A 20,186-nucleotide genomic window follows, 5' to 3' on the forward strand; every position below is an offset into this window, starting at 1 on the left:
ACAGTCTTCATCAACACATGGAGAATGACATGACACAGACAGTTTTAGTTCTTGGCCCGACAGGTCGTTTTGGCCGCAACGCCGCAATCGCTTTTGAAAATGCGGGGTGGCAAGTGCGTCGCTTTAATCGCAAGACCGATAATCTCGAAACAGCAGCGCGCGGCGTTGATGTAATCGTGCAAGCATGGAACCCCGTTTATTCCAAATGGAATGCGCAAGTGCTCAAAATGCAGCCCGCCGTTCATAAAGCAGCGCTCGCCAATGATGCGACAGTGATTATCCCGGGCAATGTTTATGTGTTTGGCGAACAAACGACCGCCCCTTGGTCACCAAACACGCCACACCGCGCGGCCAACTTGCTGGGTGCAATCCGCATCAAGATGGAGCAAAGCTATCGTGATGCAGGGGTAAAAACGATTGTGCTGCGTGCCGGAGACTATCTGGACACCGAACCTTCCGGCAATTGGTTTGACAAGATTATGGCCCCTAGTCTGCGCAAAGGCGCGCTGACCTTTCCCGGCAAGCCAAACATTAAACGCGCTTATGCCTTCCTCCCTGACCTTGCACGTGCAGCAGTCCTGCTGGCCGAACAGCGCGACACACTTGATCGCTTCGAGGACATTTGCTTTGAGGGCTACACGCTTACAGCCCAGCAAATGGCACGCAGCATTGCAACTGCGCGGGGACACGATGTGAAAGTCAAAGAGATGGCATGGTGGCCCTTGCGTTTGGTCTGGCCGTTTATGCCTGACATGAAACACATCTTTGAAATGCGCTACATCTGGAACACGGAACACTTTCTTGATGGCACACGGTTTGACGCACTCGTACCTGACTTTGAGCCGACAGAAAAAAGTGATGCTTTTCGCCAAGCGACAGAGTTCGTCGCGCTGCCAAAACGCGCCGCACCAAAGCTCACTCAAGCGCAGGCATAATATCTATCCACACCATTCTATGCCGGCTCGCCTGCTCCGCTGCTTTGCGGAGCGGGCCTTTGTTGGGCCAAAACACCTCTGCACGTTCAATCTGCCAATCGACACTTGGCAAAATATAAGACACACGCATCGGTCCCGGATTATCCCATTGGGCCGTTGAATCGCCCCCTAGCGTACTTCGCGGCGCTGCATCCTTGAGACGCTTGTCAGACAACAAAGCGCGCATCGCTGCGCGGTCTCCCTCGCCTCTGATCGGATCGAGGTTGCTGTTACCTATCAACACAAAGCGTTTTGTAGGAAAGTCACCATAAGTGCCGTCCATTACGTCGCTCAGAAGTCTCAGCTGCGCGCGATTACGCAGACCATTTAAATCCTCCGGCCCATCAAAAACAGGCGTTTGATTTTGGAAGGCAACAAGCGTAATGGGCGTGCTTTCAGCAGGAAAAACATCCACGGCCCAAAATCCTTGGCTCACCACTTTCAAATCCGCAACCGCAGCCGCACTTAGAAACCCATCGCTGGGCATTTGCGGATTCGACATATCTTTCCAAAGCAAATCATTAAGGTGGAAACGCCATTCAATCGGGTGCTTTGACAACAAAAGCATCGCGCCCTCACCCGCATACCGCGCCCACGCTTGGCGATCACCGACGCGCCCGTCGCCATCAAGATCAAGCGCGGTCAGCTTCATCGAGTTCGGCGCGAGTGTGAACATATGAGGATAGCCCAGCGCGTCGCGCAAGGCGCGCGCCGAGCGCTGCTCAAGATCGAAATCAACCTTTGTGAGTAGTAAAATATCAGGCTGCACAGACCCAACAACAGCCTGTAGCGCTTCAATTTGCTTGTCTTCACCTCGCTCTATGTCGCGCAGCAAAAGGCCGGGCCCTTTACGCGTCAACTCAGCATGAAGGGTTGCAACGCGAAAACCCTCCGCACTCAGTGCGAAGGGCATCAAGATAATGAATAGAATTAAGGTTAAGCGACTTGCGCCTCTGTTTGCGCATAGGCGCGGCGGCGTTTCTCTTCGATCATTTCTGCCACACGACCCATGGCGACACCGCGCATGATCATGCTTGCAGGAAGGAAGGCCCATGCGCTTATCGTCCAGATTAGAGTTTGCGGATCATCCATCGTCAGGTTGCCGACAAGATCAGTCGCAGTCTTCACCACAGCTGGGATCAAGAATGGCAGCAAAAATCCAAAGATAATGTTAATATTCGCGTCTCTCTTCAAACGCACCAAAACATCGCCACCACCAGTCGGGTCAAACAAGGGCAGGTTCAGCCACACATTAAACGCGCCAGAGCGTGTGGGCCATTTCGCAACACGGACAAGTAGAATGAAAACAACAAGCGACATCAGCGAGATAGCATAAGCAAGTCCAGCCGCAGTGCGCACAATTTCCACCAACTCAATCGAAGCATTGGCATCGAGCATCAGAATGATAAGGCGCACAGGTGAATACGGCACATCAATAGCGCGCCCCAACATGTCACCCCAGTGTTTGATAATAAGCGTTAGCTCTGTCGGCTCAAACACACCTTTACAGACCAACGACAGCAAAGTGACGATCGCAAGGATTGTCACATAGCGATGGCGGTTAAACGGAGCCGCAAAGCGGAATTCGATAATTGAAGGGTACTTGAAGAAATACTCAACGAAGGTGAACAAAGCTGCCAAGAAGGCAAACAAAACCACCATCATGCTATTCTCGCCGAGTATCCCGGTCAGAATCACAGATGGTGTGATGACCAAAATCCACACAAGTATGGCACGCAAAGCTGCGCCAATAGTATTCGTAACCACGTCGTTTCCCTTCAACTTGGACGCTGTCGATACGATGCCGACCGCTTGTTCCAACTTGAGCCCGTTCGCAAAAACGGTATGCCTCAATCTTGCCCTATTTGTGCCTTGATCGAGCCAGCATCTCAAGCTGCCTCTCTAATAAGCTTAATCAAATGGGCCAAAAGAGGGCGCGACTGGTGCGAGATTGCATCATTAGACGCACAAGAAAAAGGCGCTGGAAAATCAAAGCACTACATATTGTGGTCGATAGGTTTTTTAGCGCTATTCACCCAACAACGGGATACCAATGAAGCAGTGCGAGCGACAAAAGCCGCAAAATCCTAGATCTTTCATTAACTAAAAAGGCGAAGCTGGGTGAACCAACTTCGCCTTTCGGTAGTACTGCTGTTTTTTGTTTAGACCCAAGGGCGCGCGGCCGAAGCAGATGCCTCAAACGTGTCAATCGCACTGGCCTTTTCCATCGTCAGACCGATGTCATCCAACCCTTCTTTGAGGCAATGTTTTTTGAAGCTGTCCAGCTCGAACGAAAACACTTCACCATCCGAGGTTGTGACAGTCTGCGCCTCTAGATCAATGTCCATACGCGCGTTCGCGCCTTTCTCTGCGTCCTTCATCAACACATCAACTGCCTCTTGTGGCAGCACGATGGGCAAAATGCCGTTCTTGAAACAGTTGTTGTAAAAGATGTCCGCGAAAGACGTGGAGATCACAGATTTAATGCCGAAGTCCGCAAGCGCCCAAGGCGCGTGTTCCCGCGAAGAGCCACAACCAAAGTTGTCGCCCGCCACAATGATCTGCGCTTCGCGGTAGGCTGGCTTGTTAAGAACGAAGTCCTCGATCTCATTGCCTTCACGGTCAAAACGCATCTCGTCAAAGAGGTTCGCGCCAAGGCCCGTGCGTTTGATCGTCTTGAGGAACACTTTCGGGATAATCATGTCTGTGTCGATATTCACCAGCGGCATAGGGGCCGCGATACCTGAGAGGTTTTCGAATTTTTCCATTGTCGTTTCCTTTGTCGCATCTGCGCGGTCCGCAGTGCTGTTTGGAGTATTTTGTGTGCGTGGCTGTCTGGCGTCGTTAAGATCATGTGCAGCCCCCTTGCTGGCAACAACGCTACCAGCTGGACGTTGCCACATGCGACTGCGCGCGTAGCGGCCGGACTGGGTTGCGCCCTGCAGGGGGCCAACGACACCCTTCTTGGAGAGATCAACCATCAATGCCTCGGCTTGATCCAAACCAAGGCCCAATTGCTGCGCCATGGTGAAGACAGAAAAATGAACTCTGTGCCGTGCTTGATCCAGCGCCATCTTCATTGCCATCGCGGGATAAGCCGCTTTGGATGCCGTTCCCACAGTTGCAGCGCCCGCAGGAAGTGCGGGCATCAGGGGCGCAGTCATTGCGCTCCCAAGCAACTGAAGGAAACCACGCCGTTTCATTTAGACCAGCTCACGAATATCAGTGAGACGACCCGTAAGTGCAGCAGCCGCAGCCATCGCAGGGGACACAAGATGCGTGCGCCCTTTGTAGCCCTGACGCCCCTCGAAGTTACGGTTCGATGTCGCTGCACAGCGCTCATTCTCGGAAAGCTGATCTGGGTTCATCGCCAAGCACATTGAACAACCCGCAAGACGCCAATCAAAGCCAGCTTCGCGGAAGATATCTGCCAGACCTTCTTCTTCAGCTTGCGCACGCACCAGACCAGAACCCGGCACGATCATCGCGCGCATGCCTTCTTTGATCTTCTTGCCTTTGACAACTTCTGCGACTGCGCGGAAATCCTCGATACGGCCGTTTGTGCAAGAGCCGATAAAGACTGTATCGATCTCGATATCCGTTAGCTTCTGACCCGGTGTGAGACCCATATAGTCAAGCGCACGCTGCGCTGCTTCAACTTTGCCGCCTTCAAAGTCGGACGGTGATGGAACAACGCCAGAGATCGGCAGAACGTCTTCAGGCGATGTGCCCCAAGTCACGCTAGGCTCAATATCCGCGCCATTCAACGTCACGACCTTGTCAAAGTGTGCGCCTTCATCCGTGAAGAGCGTGCGCCAGTACGCCTCCGCCGCTTCCCACTCAGCGCCTTTCGGCGCGTGCGGGCGACCTTTGCAATATTCATACGTTTTCTCGTCCGGCGCGATAAGCCCAGCGCGTGCGCCGCCCTCAATCGCCATGTTGCAGACGGTCATACGCCCTTCCATCGACAAATCACGGATCGCTTCACCACAATACTCGATGACATAACCAGTGCCGCCAGCCGTGCCGGTTTCACCAATCACAGACATAGTGATGTCCTTGGCGGTCACACCGGGCTTTAGCTTGCCTGTGATCTCGACCTTCATGTTCTTGGACTTCTTTTGGATCAGCGTTTGCGTCGCCAGAACATGCTCCACCTCGGATGTACCGATGCCATGCGCAAGCGCACCAAAGGCACCGTGTGTCGCTGTGTGGCTGTCACCACAAACTACCGTCATCCCCGGCAACGTCCAACCCTGCTCTGGTCCAACGATGTGCACGATACCCTGACGCACGTCAGAGACGGGATAGTAATGAATGCCGAACTCTTTCGCATTCGTATCGAGGGCTGCAACCTGAATGGCACTGTCCTCTGTCATGTTCTTTGGATCATTACGGCCCGCGGTTGTGGGCACGTTGTGATCTGGCACAGCGATTGTCTTATCAGGTGCGCGCACTGTACGGCCAGTCATGCGCAGTCCTTCAAACGCCTGCGGTGAGGTCACTTCATGGACAAGGTGGCGGTCGATATAAAGCAGGCATGTGCCGTCTTCCGCTTCATGCGCGACGTGCGCATCCCAGATTTTGTCATAGATCGTTTTGGGGGACATTTGGTCCACTCCCGTCATTGTTGGCTGGATAGAATTAAGGGGCAGCGAAGTGCTGCAAGATCAAAGCGTGCTTAGGATAGTCGTGCAAGCACGGCGCGCGATGCGCCATAAAAGCGTTCGCGCAAGCGCGCATGCTCGTTAAGATCGAAAACTTGTTTCATGGGAGTTTAAATACACATCCGCGCAGTCGCGGGCAAGTGGGCATGCCAAAGTCGCAAGACTCTGCCACACCCGTTCGTATCAAGAGAAAAGCACTTTACTGGCGCGCAGCGTTCAAAGAGATGTTCGTGTTAGATGTCGCGCCACCAGAAGTGACTGTGATGTCATCAAAACCATTCAAGTATTCACCACCTGGACCAAAGAAACCGCCCGTAATATTGCCATCAACATCATAAGACGTACCCGCATTCGTCAGCGTTCCGGCCACTTTACCACGGACCTGAGGGCCGTTCGCCCCGGCGCTGATTGTTCCAGCACTGACCGCAAGGGAGCCACCGTACTCTGTGCCATTGTCGTCAAAATCATCAATTGTACCGGTCATGCTGCCGGTTCCTCCGAATCCAACCTCAAGGCTCGCTTTGCCGACAAGCTCAGTGCTCACGGTCGGAATCACTGTGCGATCAGAAATCACTTGTGCGTAGCCAACATACGTCGCGCCGCCTGACGGCGGCAGATCTGCCATCGCAGAACGCGTTAATGTTTGATTTTCCTCCTGCAACGCTTCAAGCAAAGGCTTGTTCGCCCCGCCCGATGTTGGCGTCGCCGCCATTGTTACCATCGCCGCCTGGCTCACTGCGTTGTTCACTCCACTTTGGCATCCCATCAATCCTATTGTGCCCAATGCGCATATCGCGGCTGTCATAACTCTTTTCATTTTAGGTCCTTTTGATCCAAAAATCGTTTATCAAAATCCGCACAATTCAATGCAGCGTTCATCCTCAACAAATTTGTGAGGGGTCATTTCTGCGCTGTCGCCCCCCTGAATAGAGGGGCTTGCGACTTGCACGGATGCCCGACACACTAGAAAAGCGCAGAAAAAGGCAAATTAACGCCCGATGAGTGAAACAAGCGATCAAAGCACCAGCGATGGCACCGCGATTGAAACAGGCACTGACACGACAGCCCCTGCTATCGTTGAACCAGATGCGCTGGCTGATCTACGCGACGCCGCGTTTTCCTTTGCGGACTTTGCACAAGGGATCACCGAAAGCCTGTTGCGCCCTTGGATCGCCTACCAAATCGCGATTGCAATCGGCGTTTTCGCACTCGCTCATTTAGTCACTGTCTTTTTGAAACCGCGCATGCACAGTTGGATGCGTTCGCGAGAAGGGTGGCCCACATGGCGCATGCGCATTCTGGTGATGCTTCATCGTCGTCTGCGCTTGCTTGTTTATGTTGTGCTGATCTGGATCACCGTGCTGGTCATGCGCGAAATCACATGGCCATCGCGCTCTTATCTTTTGGGGATCATCGCCAATCTTGCTGCCGCTTGGTTCTTTGTCGCCTTCGTCACACGTTTCATTCACAACTCGCTTTTACGCGGGATCATTCGCTATGGCGCTTGGATTTGGGTCACTTTGAGCATCGTCAATCTGACGGATGAAACTCAAAACCTTCTTCAGAATGTTGCATTTGAGCTCGGAACTATGCGGTTATCGCTTTGGACTGTGATCCAAGCGGTGATCATTCTTGCCGTGCTTTTTGCAGGTGCGCGCTTCATCTCGACTGTGTCGAGTTCCACGATCCGTAAGAACGAAGACATCTCGCCCTCCATGCAAGTGCTTGCGATCAAGTTCTTGCAAGTGCTGCTCTATGGCTCTGCCTTCTTTATCGGGATGCGCACGGTGGGCTTGGACCTCACTGGCCTTGCAGTTCTGTCAGGTGCGATTGGTGTTGGCCTTGGTTTTGGTCTGCAAAAAGTGGTCTCGAACCTCGTGTCCGGCATCATCATTCTGCTGGATAAATCGATCAAACCCGGCGATGTAATTTCCCTCGGTGAGACGTTCGGTTGGATCAACGCACTTGGTGCGCGCTACGTCAGCGTCGTCACACGCGATGGCAAAGAATATCTGATCCCGAACGAAGACCTGATCACAGGCCAAGTGGTCAACTGGTCCCATTCCTCCGATTTCGTCCGTCTCGATATCTTCTTTGGCGCGGCATATGACGACGACCCCCACAAAGTACGCGCTTTGGCGATTGAAGCGGCGCAAACGGTCAACCGCGTGCTCGGAGCCCCCCGCGCCCCTGTGTGTCACGTGGTTGGGTTTGGAGATAGCAGCGTGGATTACATCCTACGCTTTTGGATCATGGACCCGACGGGAGGATTGACGAATGTGCGCGGCGCGGTGTTCTTGGCTTTGTGGGATACGTTTAAAGAGAACGGTATTTCTATTCCGTTCCCTCAACGGGAGGTGCGGATGTTGGGGGAGGAAGCATGAGAGATACTTGTTATCGATGACCGCTTCGAGCCCTCCCCGTGAATTCGTCTTTCTCGCTGCGTGCCCTCGCAGCGCCGAGTTTTCTGCATCGGCATAATATCTCTTACTGCTGTGCGGATGGAAATCCGGTCGTTGGAGACACCCCAACCTTCTTTCGGAGGCAAACTTTCAGATCGAGAGACTAATGCTGACAATCTTACCTCAGTTTCCAAAATCATTTATCGCAGCTTGGCGCAAATACAACATCCGCCCGGCAATACGGCGGTCCCCGTCAGATCGTTACGCCGCCATCTAGGCCGATGATCTGACCGGTGACATTGCGCGCGGAATGGGAACAGAGAAACACCGCCATCGCTGCAATCTCCTCCGGGCTTTGCGGGCGGCCCATCGGGATCAGGTCGCGAACCCGGCTGTCGAACACCGCTTGCGCTGTTTCGCCCAATGCACCGCCGGTAACGTCAGCGATCGTGGCACCCAGATCCTCCCATAGTGGAGACCAGACGTAACCCGGCGCGATGGCGTTTACCGTGACGCCTTCGGGCGCAAGCTGCCGGGCCAGAACGCGGGTCATCCCGTTGGCGGCAGTTTTCGAGACTGAATAGGGCGGCAGGAACGGAGCCGCGATGACGCCGACGATGGAGGTGATATTCACAACCCGGCCTTGGGTGGCGATCAAGTCATCCCGTAACGCGCCCACCCAGAAAACGCCTGCCTTCACGTTCACGGCGAATGTCTGGTCCCAATCGTCTTCTGAGTTTTGCGTGAAGGGCTGCCCGGGCGGCGAGACGATGCCAGCGTTGTTGATCAGATAGCGCACGGGGCCAAGTTGGCGGTGGATCGCTTTGGCAGTCGCTGCAACGGCCTGCTGGTCGGTCACATCACAGACGAATGCATGGCCGTTGACTTTCTGCGCCACTTCATTCGCGGCCGATGCGTCGACGTCCACAACCGCCAGTTTCGCGCCTGCGTCAGTCATGCCGGCAGCGATGGCAGCACCGATACCTTTGGCACCGCCGGTCACAACGGCAACCCCATCCAAAGTGATCAGCATCAAAAGAAAATCCCGAGTGATTTTTGCGTCAGAACCGCATGGTCGAGGATAATCGTCCGCTCGGCGATCTTCCAGCCTGTGTCGGGATCGGGCCGAAGCCCGTCGATGCGCGTCCCCGAGAAGATTTCCTGATCCGTTTCAAGATGGGAACGGTAAATCAGGAATTGACTGCGTGCCTTGGTGAGCCCGTCCTTTTCGCCCAAAAGCTCGACGTTGGACACCATATGGTTTGTCCGACCCGGAGGCGTTTCTGCCCAGGCACGTCCGGTCGCGAGCCGTTTCACGCGGTTGGATAGGCTTTCGAAATCATCTTCGAAATGCGCAAGCTCTCCCAGTCGGGTGAGCTCGGTCCCGATGTGCCGCCCGATTCGGTTAGAAACGATCGGCATCCAATAGCGCACATCCTTCGCCATGCAGCCGATCCACTTGTCGAATTCCAGATCGTCCAGATGGCGGGCCTCGCGTGTGTAGAATTGCGAAACGGAATACCAGGTTTCAATTTCGGTCATTGGCATATCAAGGCTCATGCATTTGCTCCGGGCACCACAGGGCTTTCGCCGTCCATCATCCGTCCCCATTGGGCATAAAGATTGCGCTGATTGATTTCATTCTGGAAACCTGCAATCCGCCCACGAAAATCCGGATGGATCGACTTGGGGTCATCGATTTCGTGATTGACACCCATTGACAGGTTCTGCTTCACTTGGCGTCCGACATATCCACGGCTAGACATGGTCGATTGAACCCAGTTGTCCACGTCATCCTGTTCCCATGTTCCGGATGTACCATGTCGTTGAAGGTCGTGGATGCGGACAAGATCGCGATGCTCTTGAGTGGCCTTCTTGTCGACAAAGCACCAGGACCAACCCTCTGTGTTGCTGACGCCGCGCGGGTGCCAGACGCGCATGTTACCGGACTGCCAAAGCATCGAGAAGTTCGGGAAGATCGAACAATGCATCGGGCTTAGGTGCATACCGCGCAAGTCACCGAGCCTTGAGTGGGTTTCGGGAAAACGCTCTTTTTCGTAGCCCAGGAACTCTGGCAGGGCCATTTCATAGACCTGCTCTTCGTTTTCAGCCCATCTTGCGCCAAAGCCGTGGCCATTCCCAGCGTTTACCTGAAACCCTTCATAGCCATAACCTTTCTTTCGGCGCGGCATACCCTCGAACCCGCTTTCCCAAGCAGAGCCATGGCTGACAGGCCCGTGATAGCTATCGCCGATGAAGTTATCGACGGGGAATTTCCAATTACACTTGATCCGCCATTTATGGACGCCGGGTAGAAATTCGATCCCGTTGTCACGTCGGTCGACCGCCATGTCCAGATACCAAGCCATGTCGCCAAGATACTCGTCAAGCGACGGGGCGTTTTTGTCAAATGTCGCAAATATCATGCCTTTGTAGTCGTCGATGCGGGCGACCGGGATCAAGCCATGCGCCTCCATATCCAGTTCTTCATGATAGACCTGCTTATACCCCGGCACGACCTTCAACTCGCCTGTGTTTCCGAAGGTCCAACCGTGGAACGGGCAGGTGAACGTTCGCTGATTGCCACTGTCGGCGCGGCAAACACGGTTGCCGCGGTGACGGCACATATTGAGGAATGCACCAATCTTTCCATCTGAATGCCGGGTCACGATAACCGGATCTTCGCCCATGTAGGCGGTGAAGAAATCATTCTCATTGGGCAACTGCGTCACATGGCCAAGAAACAGCCAACAGCGCGCGAAAATCTGTTTGAGTTCCCGCTCATAGATTGCCGGGTCGGAAAAGATGCTTCGATTGAGTTCGCCCTTGGTCAGGTCCACCAGATGAGAGAAATGGCTGGATTGGGTGTCTAGCATGATGGTTCCTTCGGCCTGTCCATTATTGACCCAGCATAGCATTTCAATGAATTCCGATCTAATATCGAAATCGACTTGCTATTCGAAAAAGGAATAAGGCGTGAACATCTCGCAATGCGAAGCACTGGATGCAATTGCCACGCATGGCAGTTTCAGCAAGGCGGCCGAAAGGCTTGGACGCAACCAACCTGCGCTCTCAAAATCGATTCAATCATTCGAGGCGGAACTCGGCATTGTTCTTTTTGATCGCACGCCGGGCGGCGCGCAATTGACCGAAGCCGGAGAGCGAATGCTGCGAAGGGCCCGTTCAGTTCTGGCCGGCGTGGACGTTTTGAAAGAAGAAGCCGCCGCGATCCTTGGATCAAAGGGAGGCTCTGCCCGTGTTGGTGTGTCGCCTGCGGCCGCAACAACGATTGTCCCGATGGCGGCCAAAAGATTTCTTGCTCAGTTTCCCGATGCAGAGCTTGATATCGTACCAACACTCTACCCGAAGGCGGCAGTTCAACTGCGCGAGGCCTCATTGGATCTGGTTATCGGCCCGGTCCCCGATAGGGTCGACCGCGATTTGCGCGTAGAGCGTCTGTTCAGTATGCCCGTGGCGATCGTGACGCATTCCGCTCATCCCAAGCGCCACGCCACTTCGCTGACGGATCTGGCCGAAGCACGCTGGATCGTTCATGGCCCGGCAGAGGGTCCCAGCAGCCTTTTTGCGGCGGCATTCAAGGTCAATGAACTTGGCCTTCCTAAAGCACAGGTCCGGTGTCATTCGATTTCGGCCACACTGGCCTTGCTGCAGCCGCTAAATGCATTCTGCGTGCTGTCCCGGCCAGTATTCCAGCACTATGCCGCAGAAAGCGATATTTGTTCCGTTCCTATCTCCACAAATCTCTCTGCCTTCCAGATGTCTTTGCTTTCGATGAGAAATCTGGCGCCAACACCGGCGGCCTATTATTTTTCGGACTGCGTTCGAAAAGTTTCACTCGCCGCCAAGGGCTGATGTTGGATTTGGCGTGCTCTAGTCCGGCGAACAAACCGCAAAACCAAAGTCGGTCCGAGCATTTGATTGGTGCAAGGTGCTTTGCCGACGTTCGCGAGGGACTCACATTGCTTGCCAATGAGGTGCGCGGCAAATGGTCAATTTGGGTTTCGCCCATTTACGGCGGTTTGAATGACCGCATCTGGGAAACTTGCTGCGACGCCGCAGTTTTGTTGCGGCGAGTGCGAATGGATGCTGCGCCAGCGAAGGCGGAAAATCCAAAGTCGGGTAAGTCCCGCATCGGTCCATTTCGTTAGCAGTGTAGCGAAAGAGTGTTTGTACCAGATCAGCCGTTTGTTGACCGCGCGGCGAATGCTGGTCGAGAGCCCGACTCGGCTATTGTGATTTCGAGCTGCGTGCGCGCGCAGCGTGAAAAATGCGGTAGGAGCGAAAACTGCCGTGCCGTCGCGCGGCGAGAGAACCGGTCATTGGTACGGTCCGCAGCATGGTTCAAGTGTCGAATTTACGAGTCGCGGGACAAACCTACCATTGCTCGATTACAGTTCAATGGCGAGTTTCATCGGCCAAGCACGACAAGGATCTCATTTGTTGCGCGCGAATAGACTGAAATGCAATCCGAGAAGCGTTTCGCAACGCAGATCTACGCCTTTCGCAACAAGTCTTGGTCGCTGTGCAACTCTGCTGGCCGCATGAGATAGTGAACATTGCTTGTAGTTAGCTCTTTAGGTGCTTCATGATCGATCATCTTTTGGCTTTGGTTCCGCTTTTGACAAGGTTGCATCAACATTGACACCGATACTTTCGCCAAGTTTTTGTAACGCTGGCAATGACACGGCCATATCCATGATAGCATCCACGGTTTGATTGACGGGCGATGCAGAACCTGAGCTACCCGAGCGCTCAAGACCACCCATTTGGTTGATTGAAATACCAGTGATTTTCTCGGCCGGTTTCACCATTTCGGAAATAATTTTTGGAAGCGCCTGAAGACGGGCCAGCTCCAGCTCCATCGCCACCTGAGCGTCAGACCGTGCATTTTCTGCATTGATCTGGGCAAGGCTGGCTTCAGTCTCGGCAAGCTTCATAGCTTTCAACGCTTCGGCTTCTTCGCGTTTTGCGGCTGTTTTGTCAGCTGCTGTCGCCTTGTCGCTGGCTGCTGTGATCTTGGCACGCGCGGCTGTCGCCTCGGCCTGTTCTTGGGCTCCAATCAACGCCAAGGCTTTGCGTCGTTCGGCTTCGGCCATTTGGCGGGCGGTCTGGACCGCCTCGGCGGCCTTGACGGCATCGATGCGCGCGGTGTCAGCCTCCGCATGGGCGCGGCTTTCTTCCTGAGACTTGGCCGCAAAGGAAATGGCGCGGTCCTGTTCGGCCACTTCAAGGGCGCGCGCCTGGGCGATTTCAGCTGTACGCAACGCCTGCTCCTTTGCGATATCGGCAGAGGCAATGTCCTGCTCCATCTGAATGCGGGAATGGGCGGCTGATCGTTCGCTGTCTGCCTTACGTGCGGCGACCTCTGCAAGCTGGGCCGCAATCAGGGATTCGACCTCCTGTGCCTGAGCAATTTCAGCGCGTCGTTGATCGAGATTGATTTCAAGCTTGCGTCGCTCGGATACCATGGCAGCACGGGCAACACTGACCTGACTGTCACCTTCGATTTCCGCCCGCTCTTTTTTGGACTTGGCAATAACCTCGGCCAGTTTGCGCATGCCGACTGCATTAAAGGCGTTATTTTCATCGAGGGTCGCAAAGGGTGTCTGGTCAAGGGCAGTGAGGGAGACGGAATCAAGTTGCAACCCGTAGTTCGCAAGGGTGTTTGTTAGGGCTTCGCGCACCTGTTTGACAAAGCTGGCACGGTTTTCATGCAGCTCGTCCATGGTCATCTGGGCGGCAACAGAGCGCAGCGCGTCGATCATCATCCCGTCAATCAGGTTCTTGAGCTGATCGGGCTGAAAGACCCGCTTTCCTAAGGTTTGTGCGGCCCGCGTCACCGCGTCATCATTTGGCGTGACGCTGGCGTAAAACTCCGCCCCTACGTCGACGCGCAGGCGGTCCTTGGTGATCAAAGACGACTCTCCGGATCGGGCCACGTCCATGCGCAGGGTCTGCATATTGACGCGATTGATCTCGTGAAAGAAGGGGACCGCCAAGGTGCCACCGTCGATGACAACACGCCTGCCGCCAAGGCCTGTGCGCACGAGGGCAACTTCGTTCGTTGCGCGTTGATAAAAGGATGCCGCTAAAGCGATGATCACCGCCGCAGCGATGAGAATAATGATAATCCAAGCCAGTGCAGACATGATTTGGCCTCCTTTAAGATGACAGCCCGTGCATGTCGCACAGGATGTTTGATGACATACCGCCGTCGGCGGGGATATTGGTGCCTCGGATCCATGCCGTCATATCTGACAGCAAGAACGCAACGACGGGTGCAACGTCTTGTGGTGTTCCGGGGCGGTCCATAATGCGCGCATCTTCTTTGGCGCGCGCACCAAGCGTTTCAAGAAAATCACCCAAGATGGGGGTGTCGACTGGCCCCGGGCTCACCGTGTTCATACGGATACTGCGATCGCGCCACGTCCAGCGATTTTGCATGGTCCAAGCGATCAACGCTTCTTTGGAAAAGAAGTAGCTGCGCCCGCCCTCGTTTGTGATCTGGTTGTCAGCAGCAAAGCGGGCGGCATCATCAACGTGGATGTTTTCACTAGCGCGGATGGCCGAAATGGCCTCTGGCCAACCGAATCCCGCAAGTGAGGCCAAATTCACAATGCTGGCCCCGTCGTTGAGCTTTGGCATTAAGCCAAGCGTCAGGTGTTTGAGGCCAAAGAGGTTGACCGCGAGTACTTTATCCGCGGGTGCTGTCGGCGGCAGGCCCGCGATATTTGCGATCCCGTCAATACCCTTGGGCAGCACATCAATCAGGGCATCGATCGTTGCCCCGTCCGTCAGATCAGCGCGGTAGAACTCCTCAACATGATCAAACTGTTTGGTCACATCAACGCCAAGAACCTTAGCGCCCAACGCGGTGCAAAGCCGTGCCGTTTCCATACCAATGCCCGAGGCAGAACCGGTCACCAGAATGGTTTTTCCCTTCAGCAAGGGTGCGCGTTCCCAACTCATCTTAAAACACTCCCATCAAAACACCGGCGGGTAGGGACGCTCGCCACGATCCAGCGTGATCCAGCGCGTTTCGGTAAAGGTTTCCATCGACCATTTTCCTCCGTGTTTGCCCACACCAGAGGCTTTGCTGCCCCCGAATGGCACATGCGGTTCATCATTCACGGACGAGCAATTCACATGGCACATCCCCGTTTCTAGCTTGCGCGACATCTCTAGGGCGCGGTTTTCGTCTGCGGTGATGATCCCCGAACTCAGCCCGTATTCCGTGTCATTGTTCAGCGCGATGGCTTCGGCGTCAGCCTTGAAAGGCACCACGACCGCGACAGGACCAAAGGTTTCATCCTGCCAGACCGCCATATCAGGGGTAACGTTGGTCAGGATCGTGGGTTCTACAAAGCGATCCCAAACGCGTCCGCCCAGCACGGCCTTTGCCCCTTTTGCCAGCGCGTCTTCGATTTGGAACTTCACACGCTCGACCTGACGGTCATTGATCAGCGGGCCGATCACATTGGCCTGATCTGCCGTATCGCCGGTTTTCAGCTTGGCGGCACGTGCCACGAACTGGCGAAGGAAATCAGGGTAGATGCTTTCGTGGACTAGCACTTTTTCAACGGACATACAAATCTGGCCTTGGTGCATAAAACTGCCAAAACTGGCGGCCGAGGTGGCGCGCTCCATATCCGCGTCCTCAAGCACAATCAGGCTGTCCTTGCCGCCAAGTTCCACGCAGGCTTTCTTCAGATGTGCGCCTGCCTTGGCCGCGATCTGACGGCCTACAGGTGTGGAGCCGGTGAAGGATATGCCCTTCACCATCGGGTTCTCGACCAGCTCATCCCCCATCTCGGCAACCCGGTCGCGCGAACAGGTCACGACATTGAACGCGCCTTTGGGAATGCCCGCCTCTTCCATGATTTCAGCAAAGAACAACCCGCCAGCATATGGCGTATCCTCAGACGGTTTCAGAACGATTGTGTTGCCCGCAGCCAGCGGAAAGGCAAAGCCCCGCGCGGTTAGAATACCCGGCATATTCCACGGGCTGATCACACTGACAACACCCATGGGAACGCGTTCAACCATCGACACTTTGCCATGTTGCGAGGGTAGCATTTCACCGACCGCATTGTAACACATCGCAGCTGCCGCACGGAACACTTCTGGCACATAGCCCGCCTCGAACATGCCCTTGCCAAACCAGCCGCCCCCTTCGGCTTGGGCAGCGGCAACATAGTCCATCTTGCGGGCCTCCCAGACATCGGCGGCTTTCAGCAGGATTTTGGCACGGTCCTGAAAATGCAAAGCCGACCACGCCGGAAAGGCAGTTTGCCCCGCTGCAATCGCTTCGCGCGCTTCGGTACGGCCGCCATCGGGAACGCGGGCCCAAACCGCCCCCGTTGATGGATTGATGTCTTCAAATGTAGGACCTGAAGTCACCCAATTCCCACCAATAAACATGCCTTTGATCTGTATCGTCGTATCAAGCATCCTATTTCCTTTCAAACCCGCTGCCATCTGGCTGGCGGCGGTACACTTCGACGCGCGGGGCGCGGTAGACTTCGATGACGGGGCGCGGCTTTGCCTCTGGTTTGGGGTCAGGGGCAGGCGGCAGCGCGTTGCGCATTTGCAATGGCTTGAGCTTTGGGCGGTTTCGCGCATTCACCGCACTGCGCTCAATCTCGGCCAGTGCGGCGGCAAGACGGTCTTGCGGGATTTCAGCGTGTGGGGTCGGCGTCGGTGGGGGACGCCTTTGCACGCTTTGACCGGCAGCTGCAGCAACTAGATCATCCACGGACCGGCCAAGGATCGCATCTGCTGACCGTGTTTTCTGACTGCGTGGTTTGATCGCGAAAGCCTCTGCCACGGTTTCAGGCATTTCGGGCATGGGTGCTGGCGCGGCTTCATCCTTGCTGCCGACGCCCAGATAAGCCGCCTGCACCGCCGGATCCAGCATCAGGTTTTCGGCGCTGTCCTCATGCACAACATGAGCGTTTTCAATCAGATAGCCCCGATCCGCAATCGCCAAAGATTGCTTGGCGTTTTGTTCGACCATCAGCACACCGATGCCAAGATCACGGACACGTGCAAGGTTTTGGAACAGTTCCTTTGACAGCAGGGGCGACAGCCCGAGCGAGGGTTCATCCAGCGTCAGGATCGTTGGGTTTGACATCATCGCGCGGCCAATGGCGACCATTTGCTGCTCGCCACCCGACATGGTGCCGACGATCTGTTTGGCGCGCTCGGCCAACTTAGGAAACAGACTATAGACACGGTCAAGGGTTGACGCCTCGTCGCCGCGTGCCCGCGCGGCATAGGCCCCAAGGGTCAGGTTTTCACGCACTGTCAGTTCGGGAAATACACCGCGCCCTTCGGGTACGAGCGCAAGTCCCGCATCGACGATCTTGTTGGCGGAAAGCCCCGTAAGATTGGTGCCTTCAAGACGGATTTCACCCGTTACGTCGCCTTCGCAAATGCCGCTGGCGGCCTTGAGCAGTGTTGATTTTCCGGCCCCGTTGGCCCCGAGGATGACAACGATTTCCCCTTTGTCCACTTTGACCGAGGCGTTTTCCAAGGCAGGGTGTTGGCCATAGCGGACGGATATGTTCGAGAGTTCAAGCATCGTCGTCCCCCAAATAGGCCCGAATGACCTCTTTGTCGGACAACACCTTAGTGGGCGTGCCTTCAGCAATTTTGGTGCCTGCCGCCATCACCACACAACGATCACACAAGGACCGGATCGCATCCATGACATGTTCGACCAGAATGATTGTGCGGCCCTCGTCGCGCAGGGATTTAATCAATGTGATCCCGATTTGCAGCTCAGTCGGGTTCAGACCCGCCAGCCATTCATCCAGCAGTAAAACCTTGGGGTCGCTGGCGAGCGTGCGGGCCAGTTCAACCCGCTTGGTGTCGATATAGGTAAGCTGGCCCAAAGCCATATCGCCTTTGCCGCCAAGGCCAACCCTTTCCAACAACTGTTCTGCGTGGTCCTGTGCATCCTGTCCCCATCGACGCCGATGTCCAAAAACGGCACCCGCAACAACGTTTTCGCGCGCATTCATCGACGGCAATAGCCGAACCAGTTGGAACGTCCGGCTGACGCCTTTGCGGTTGATCGTTTGCGCAGGTAGGCCGGAAATCCGGTTGCCCCAAAGCGAGATGTTCCCAGAAGACAGCGGTAGTGCGCCGGAAACAAGGTTCAATGTGGTCGATTTGCCGGACCCGTTGGGGCCAAGAAGGCCCACGACTTCACGCTCAACCACATCGAAATCCATCGCATTGACGGCAACCAGCCCGCCAAAACGTTTGGTCACTCCGCGTAATGACAAAACAGGCGTTGCCATACTATGACCCCTCCCTTGTGTTGATGCGGCGCGTGATTTTGCCAATCAATCCGACAAAGCCACCCGGCAGCAGATAAACGATAACCAAGAAGGCGACCCCGATGACCAGAGTGGTCTGGTTTGGGAAATTGGAGGACACGGCCTCTAGCAGGAACGTAAATGGAATTACCCCGACCAATGGCCCCCAAAGCCGCGACGCCCCGCCCAGAAGAGCCATGATGACGACTTGGAACGACAGGATTGGCGCAAAGGCAAGCGATGGTTCAATATACACATATCGCGGCGCGAGGATTGCGCCTGTCATGGCGGCCACAGCGCCGGGTACCATAAACAGTAGCACCTTGGCGCGGGCCGTATTGATGCCTGAATGGGCGGCAACTGTTTCATCATCACCGATGATCCGCAATGCAAAACCAAGGCGGGAACGCCCAATCAGCCAGCCTACAAGGAAGACCATTGTGCAAAGGCCCAGAAGCCACCAATAGATACCTGCTTCATCCAGATCCGTCAGGACATACAACCCTTTCTGGCCTGTATTATTTTGAACCCATGTGATGACTTGGCGGACCAGTTCTGCCAGCCCAAGGGTGAAAATCACGAAATAGACCCCCGATAGGCGCAGCGTTGCAAGACCGACAAGCGCAGCAAGAATAGCTCCGATCAAACCAGCAAGGCCGACCAAGGACCAGAATGGGAGGTAGTCGATGCCAAGGCCTGTCGCATAGGTTCCGACGCCAAAGAAGGCGGCAGTGGCAAGGCTGATGTAATGGGTTGGCCCCGAGAACAACGCCCATGACGTCGCAAGGGCCGTGAACATCGCAATGGTTACACCAAGCCCAAGCCAATAGCCGTTGTCGCCCAACGGTAGTAGAGCGCATATCGCAAGTGCCAAAGCGGCAAAGCAAAGGTTGCGGATATCTGTTCCAGTCAGACTCATGTCGGTTTCTTTCCGAACAAGCCTTGGGGACGGAACAATAAGATGCCAAGGAACATAACATAGGCCGCAGCAAGCGTCAGGCCGGGGTCAAGCAGGCTGGCCACAACCGTTTCTAGGATGCCCAGCAACAAAGCCGCAACAATCGTGCCGCGCACGTCGCCAACACCGCCCATGATGACGATAATCAGGGCCTTGAGTGTGAACACAACTCCCGTCGAAGCATCCAGCGTCAGATAGGTCGATATCAGCGCTCCGCCCACTGCGGTCACTGCGCCACCGAGGGCGAAGGCCAGCGCGGAAAGGTGTTTAACATCGATCCCGACCAACCGAGCCGACGCTGGGGCCGTTGCAATCGCGCGGATCGAAAGACCTGCGCGCGACCAATTGAGCCATACATAAAGCGCCCCGCAAATCAGGACCGCCATGACAAAAGACAGCACGCGGTTCGCGCCGTAAGTACTGCCAAGTAATTCAACAGGGACGGCCATAAAACTGTACGAAAAGTAGTCTCCACCAAAAAAGCTCAGCATCAGGCCAACGCCGATGAAAGACAGTCCAAAAGTGGCAAGAATACTGTCCGTCTCCAACTGCCCGCGGTTTTTGGCACGGTTGACCAAAGGTTGAAGCATCACGCGGTAAATCAGCCAGTTCAGCGCGAAGGCCAGAGGGGCGACCAGAAAGATCGTCAGGATCGGACTAAGCTGGGTCGCGGTATAGGCGATAAAGGCAAAATACCCGCCGGCCACCAGAATTTCGCCGTTGGCCAGATTCATGATCCGCGCAACGCCGTATTGCAGGTTTAGACCCATCGCAATCAGCGCATAGGTGCCGCCAAGCAAGATACCTGTGATCAGAATGTCCAAGGGGGTGGTTCCTTT

The 20,186-nt window shown here is 55.2% G+C and carries 18 protein-coding genes; 3 read left to right on the plus strand and 15 right to left on the minus strand.

The window, feature by feature from the left end; translation table 11 throughout:
* The first annotated feature begins 29 nt into the window (after positions 1-29).
* On the plus strand, positions 30-935 hold the full coding sequence (locus tag ACTG3Z_RS04130; protein ID WP_439141417.1) for an epimerase: 906 nt from the start codon (positions 30-32) through the stop codon (positions 933-935).
* Here the strand turns inward: ACTG3Z_RS04130 and ACTG3Z_RS04135 are convergent.
* The 5 genes from ACTG3Z_RS04135 to ACTG3Z_RS04155 form a co-directional block, all read right to left on the minus strand.
* Positions 916-1,887, minus strand: a complete 972-nt coding sequence (locus tag ACTG3Z_RS04135; protein ID WP_439141419.1) for an endonuclease/exonuclease/phosphatase family protein — start codon at positions 1,885-1,887, stop codon at positions 916-918. The genes ACTG3Z_RS04130 and ACTG3Z_RS04135 overlap by 20 nt on opposite strands.
* Before the next feature lie 23 nt (positions 1,888-1,910).
* A complete protein-coding gene (locus tag ACTG3Z_RS04140) occupies positions 1,911-2,741 on the minus strand; it encodes a hypothetical protein (RefSeq protein WP_439141421.1) in 831 nt (276 codons plus the stop codon).
* A gap of 395 nt (positions 2,742-3,136) precedes the next feature.
* On the minus strand, positions 3,137-3,742 hold the full coding sequence (gene leuD / locus ACTG3Z_RS04145) for a 3-isopropylmalate dehydratase small subunit (protein ID WP_439141555.1): 606 nt from the start codon (positions 3,740-3,742) through the stop codon (positions 3,137-3,139).
* A 435-nt stretch (positions 3,743-4,177) separates the two neighbouring features.
* Positions 4,178-5,584: a 3-isopropylmalate dehydratase large subunit gene (gene leuC / locus ACTG3Z_RS04150; protein WP_439141423.1), complete on the minus strand. Its 1,407-nt coding sequence runs from the start codon at positions 5,582-5,584 to the stop codon at positions 4,178-4,180.
* A gap of 256 nt (positions 5,585-5,840) precedes the next feature.
* Entirely contained in the window at positions 5,841-6,458 is a 618-nt protein-coding gene (locus ACTG3Z_RS04155) for a hypothetical protein (protein WP_439141425.1), read from the minus strand.
* 181 nt (positions 6,459-6,639) lie between these two features.
* Here ACTG3Z_RS04155 and ACTG3Z_RS04160 point away from each other — a divergent pair, with 181 nt between their 5' ends.
* Positions 6,640-8,025, plus strand: coding sequence for a mechanosensitive ion channel family protein (locus ACTG3Z_RS04160; RefSeq protein ID WP_439141426.1), 1,386 nt, complete (start codon positions 6,640-6,642; stop codon positions 8,023-8,025).
* 271 nt (positions 8,026-8,296) lie between these two features.
* Here the strand turns inward: ACTG3Z_RS04160 and ACTG3Z_RS04165 are convergent, their stop codons facing one another.
* From ACTG3Z_RS04165 to ACTG3Z_RS04175, 3 genes are read right to left on the minus strand one after another with little or no spacing between them, the layout of a single operon-like run.
* Positions 8,297-9,076 carry an SDR family NAD(P)-dependent oxidoreductase gene (locus ACTG3Z_RS04165; protein WP_439141427.1) on the minus strand — a complete coding sequence of 260 codons (780 nt, stop codon included), beginning with the start codon at positions 9,074-9,076 and terminating at the stop codon, positions 8,297-8,299.
* On the minus strand, positions 9,076-9,603 hold the full coding sequence (locus tag ACTG3Z_RS04170; RefSeq protein WP_439141428.1) for an aromatic-ring-hydroxylating dioxygenase subunit beta: 528 nt from the start codon (positions 9,601-9,603) through the stop codon (positions 9,076-9,078). Before ACTG3Z_RS04170 ends, ACTG3Z_RS04165 begins: the two co-directional genes overlap by 1 nt.
* Positions 9,600-10,919, minus strand: coding sequence for an aromatic ring-hydroxylating oxygenase subunit alpha (locus ACTG3Z_RS04175; protein ID WP_439141429.1), 1,320 nt, complete (start codon positions 10,917-10,919; stop codon positions 9,600-9,602). Before ACTG3Z_RS04175 ends, ACTG3Z_RS04170 begins: the two co-directional genes overlap by 4 nt.
* 100 nt (positions 10,920-11,019) lie before the next feature.
* Between ACTG3Z_RS04175 and ACTG3Z_RS04180 the strand changes: the two genes are divergently transcribed.
* Positions 11,020-11,916, plus strand: a complete 897-nt coding sequence (locus ACTG3Z_RS04180) for a LysR family transcriptional regulator (RefSeq protein ID WP_439141431.1) — start codon at positions 11,020-11,022, stop codon at positions 11,914-11,916.
* 731 nt (positions 11,917-12,647) lie between these two features.
* On the opposite strand, the gene ACTG3Z_RS04185 is transcribed toward ACTG3Z_RS04180, so the two are convergent.
* The 7 genes from ACTG3Z_RS04185 to ACTG3Z_RS04215 are packed head-to-tail and all read right to left on the minus strand — an operon-like array spanning position 12,648 to position 20,171.
* Positions 12,648-14,213, minus strand: a complete 1,566-nt coding sequence (locus ACTG3Z_RS04185; RefSeq protein ID WP_439141433.1) for a flotillin family protein — start codon at positions 14,211-14,213, stop codon at positions 12,648-12,650.
* Positions 14,214-14,226: 13 nt separating this feature from the next.
* Complete coding sequence (locus ACTG3Z_RS04190; RefSeq protein WP_439141435.1) at positions 14,227-15,033, minus strand: coniferyl-alcohol dehydrogenase; 807 nt, start codon at positions 15,031-15,033, stop codon at positions 14,227-14,229.
* Positions 15,034-15,048: 15 nt separating this feature from the next.
* A complete protein-coding gene (locus tag ACTG3Z_RS04195) occupies positions 15,049-16,515 on the minus strand; it encodes an aldehyde dehydrogenase family protein (RefSeq protein WP_439141436.1) in 1,467 nt (488 codons plus the stop codon).
* A gap of 1 nt (position 16,516) precedes the next feature.
* Positions 16,517-17,647 (minus strand): ABC transporter ATP-binding protein, encoded by a 1,131-nt coding sequence (locus ACTG3Z_RS04200; RefSeq protein WP_439141437.1) that lies wholly within the window; start codon positions 17,645-17,647, stop codon positions 16,517-16,519.
* A complete protein-coding gene (locus tag ACTG3Z_RS04205; RefSeq protein ID WP_439141438.1) occupies positions 17,640-18,371 on the minus strand; it encodes an ABC transporter ATP-binding protein in 732 nt (243 codons plus the stop codon). Before ACTG3Z_RS04205 ends, ACTG3Z_RS04200 begins: the two co-directional genes overlap by 8 nt.
* 1 nt (position 18,372) lies before the next feature.
* Complete coding sequence (locus tag ACTG3Z_RS04210) at positions 18,373-19,308, minus strand: branched-chain amino acid ABC transporter permease (protein WP_439141439.1); 936 nt, start codon at positions 19,306-19,308, stop codon at positions 18,373-18,375.
* On the minus strand, positions 19,305-20,171 hold the full coding sequence (locus tag ACTG3Z_RS04215) for a branched-chain amino acid ABC transporter permease (protein ID WP_439141441.1): 867 nt from the start codon (positions 20,169-20,171) through the stop codon (positions 19,305-19,307). Before ACTG3Z_RS04215 ends, ACTG3Z_RS04210 begins: the two co-directional genes overlap by 4 nt.
* Positions 20,172-20,186 lie beyond the last annotated feature (15 nt).

This window comes from Planktotalea sp. (assembly GCF_965659345.1).
In the GTDB taxonomy this organism is placed as follows: domain Bacteria; phylum Pseudomonadota; class Alphaproteobacteria; order Rhodobacterales; family Rhodobacteraceae; genus Planktotalea.

Excerpts from the sequence above, each read along its gene's own strand:
- ACTG3Z_RS04205 (WP_439141438.1), bottom strand. The coding sequence starts at position 18,371 with ATGGCAACGCCTGTTTTGTCATTACGCGGAGTGACCAAACGTTTTGGC.
- ACTG3Z_RS04190 (WP_439141435.1), bottom strand. The coding sequence starts at position 15,033 with ATGAGTTGGGAACGCGCACCCTTGCTGAAGGGAAAAACCATTCTGGTG.
- ACTG3Z_RS04185 (WP_439141433.1), bottom strand. The coding sequence starts at position 14,213 with ATGTCTGCACTGGCTTGGATTATCATTATTCTCATCGCTGCGGCGGTG.
- ACTG3Z_RS04165 (WP_439141427.1), bottom strand. The coding sequence starts at position 9,076 with ATGCTGATCACTTTGGATGGGGTTGCCGTTGTGACCGGCGGTGCCAAA.
- ACTG3Z_RS04135 (WP_439141419.1), bottom strand. The coding sequence starts at position 1,887 with ATGCCCTTCGCACTGAGTGCGGAGGGTTTTCGCGTTGCAACCCTTCAT.
- ACTG3Z_RS04210 (WP_439141439.1), bottom strand. The coding sequence starts at position 19,308 with ATGAGTCTGACTGGAACAGATATCCGCAACCTTTGCTTTGCCGCTTTG.
- ACTG3Z_RS04170 (WP_439141428.1), bottom strand. The coding sequence starts at position 9,603 with ATGAGCCTTGATATGCCAATGACCGAAATTGAAACCTGGTATTCCGTT.
- ACTG3Z_RS04155 (WP_439141425.1), bottom strand. The coding sequence starts at position 6,458 with ATGAAAAGAGTTATGACAGCCGCGATATGCGCATTGGGCACAATAGGA.
- ACTG3Z_RS04200 (WP_439141437.1), bottom strand. The coding sequence starts at position 17,647 with ATGCTTGAACTCTCGAACATATCCGTCCGCTATGGCCAACACCCTGCC.
- leuD (WP_439141555.1), bottom strand. The coding sequence starts at position 3,742 with ATGGAAAAATTCGAAAACCTCTCAGGTATCGCGGCCCCTATGCCGCTG.
- leuC (WP_439141423.1), bottom strand. The coding sequence starts at position 5,584 with ATGTCCCCCAAAACGATCTATGACAAAATCTGGGATGCGCACGTCGCG.
- ACTG3Z_RS04160 (WP_439141426.1), top strand. The coding sequence starts at position 6,640 with ATGAGTGAAACAAGCGATCAAAGCACCAGCGATGGCACCGCGATTGAA.
- ACTG3Z_RS04175 (WP_439141429.1), bottom strand. The coding sequence starts at position 10,919 with ATGCTAGACACCCAATCCAGCCATTTCTCTCATCTGGTGGACCTGACC.
- ACTG3Z_RS04195 (WP_439141436.1), bottom strand. The coding sequence starts at position 16,515 with ATGCTTGATACGACGATACAGATCAAAGGCATGTTTATTGGTGGGAAT.
- ACTG3Z_RS04130 (WP_439141417.1), top strand. The coding sequence starts at position 30 with ATGACACAGACAGTTTTAGTTCTTGGCCCGACAGGTCGTTTTGGCCGC.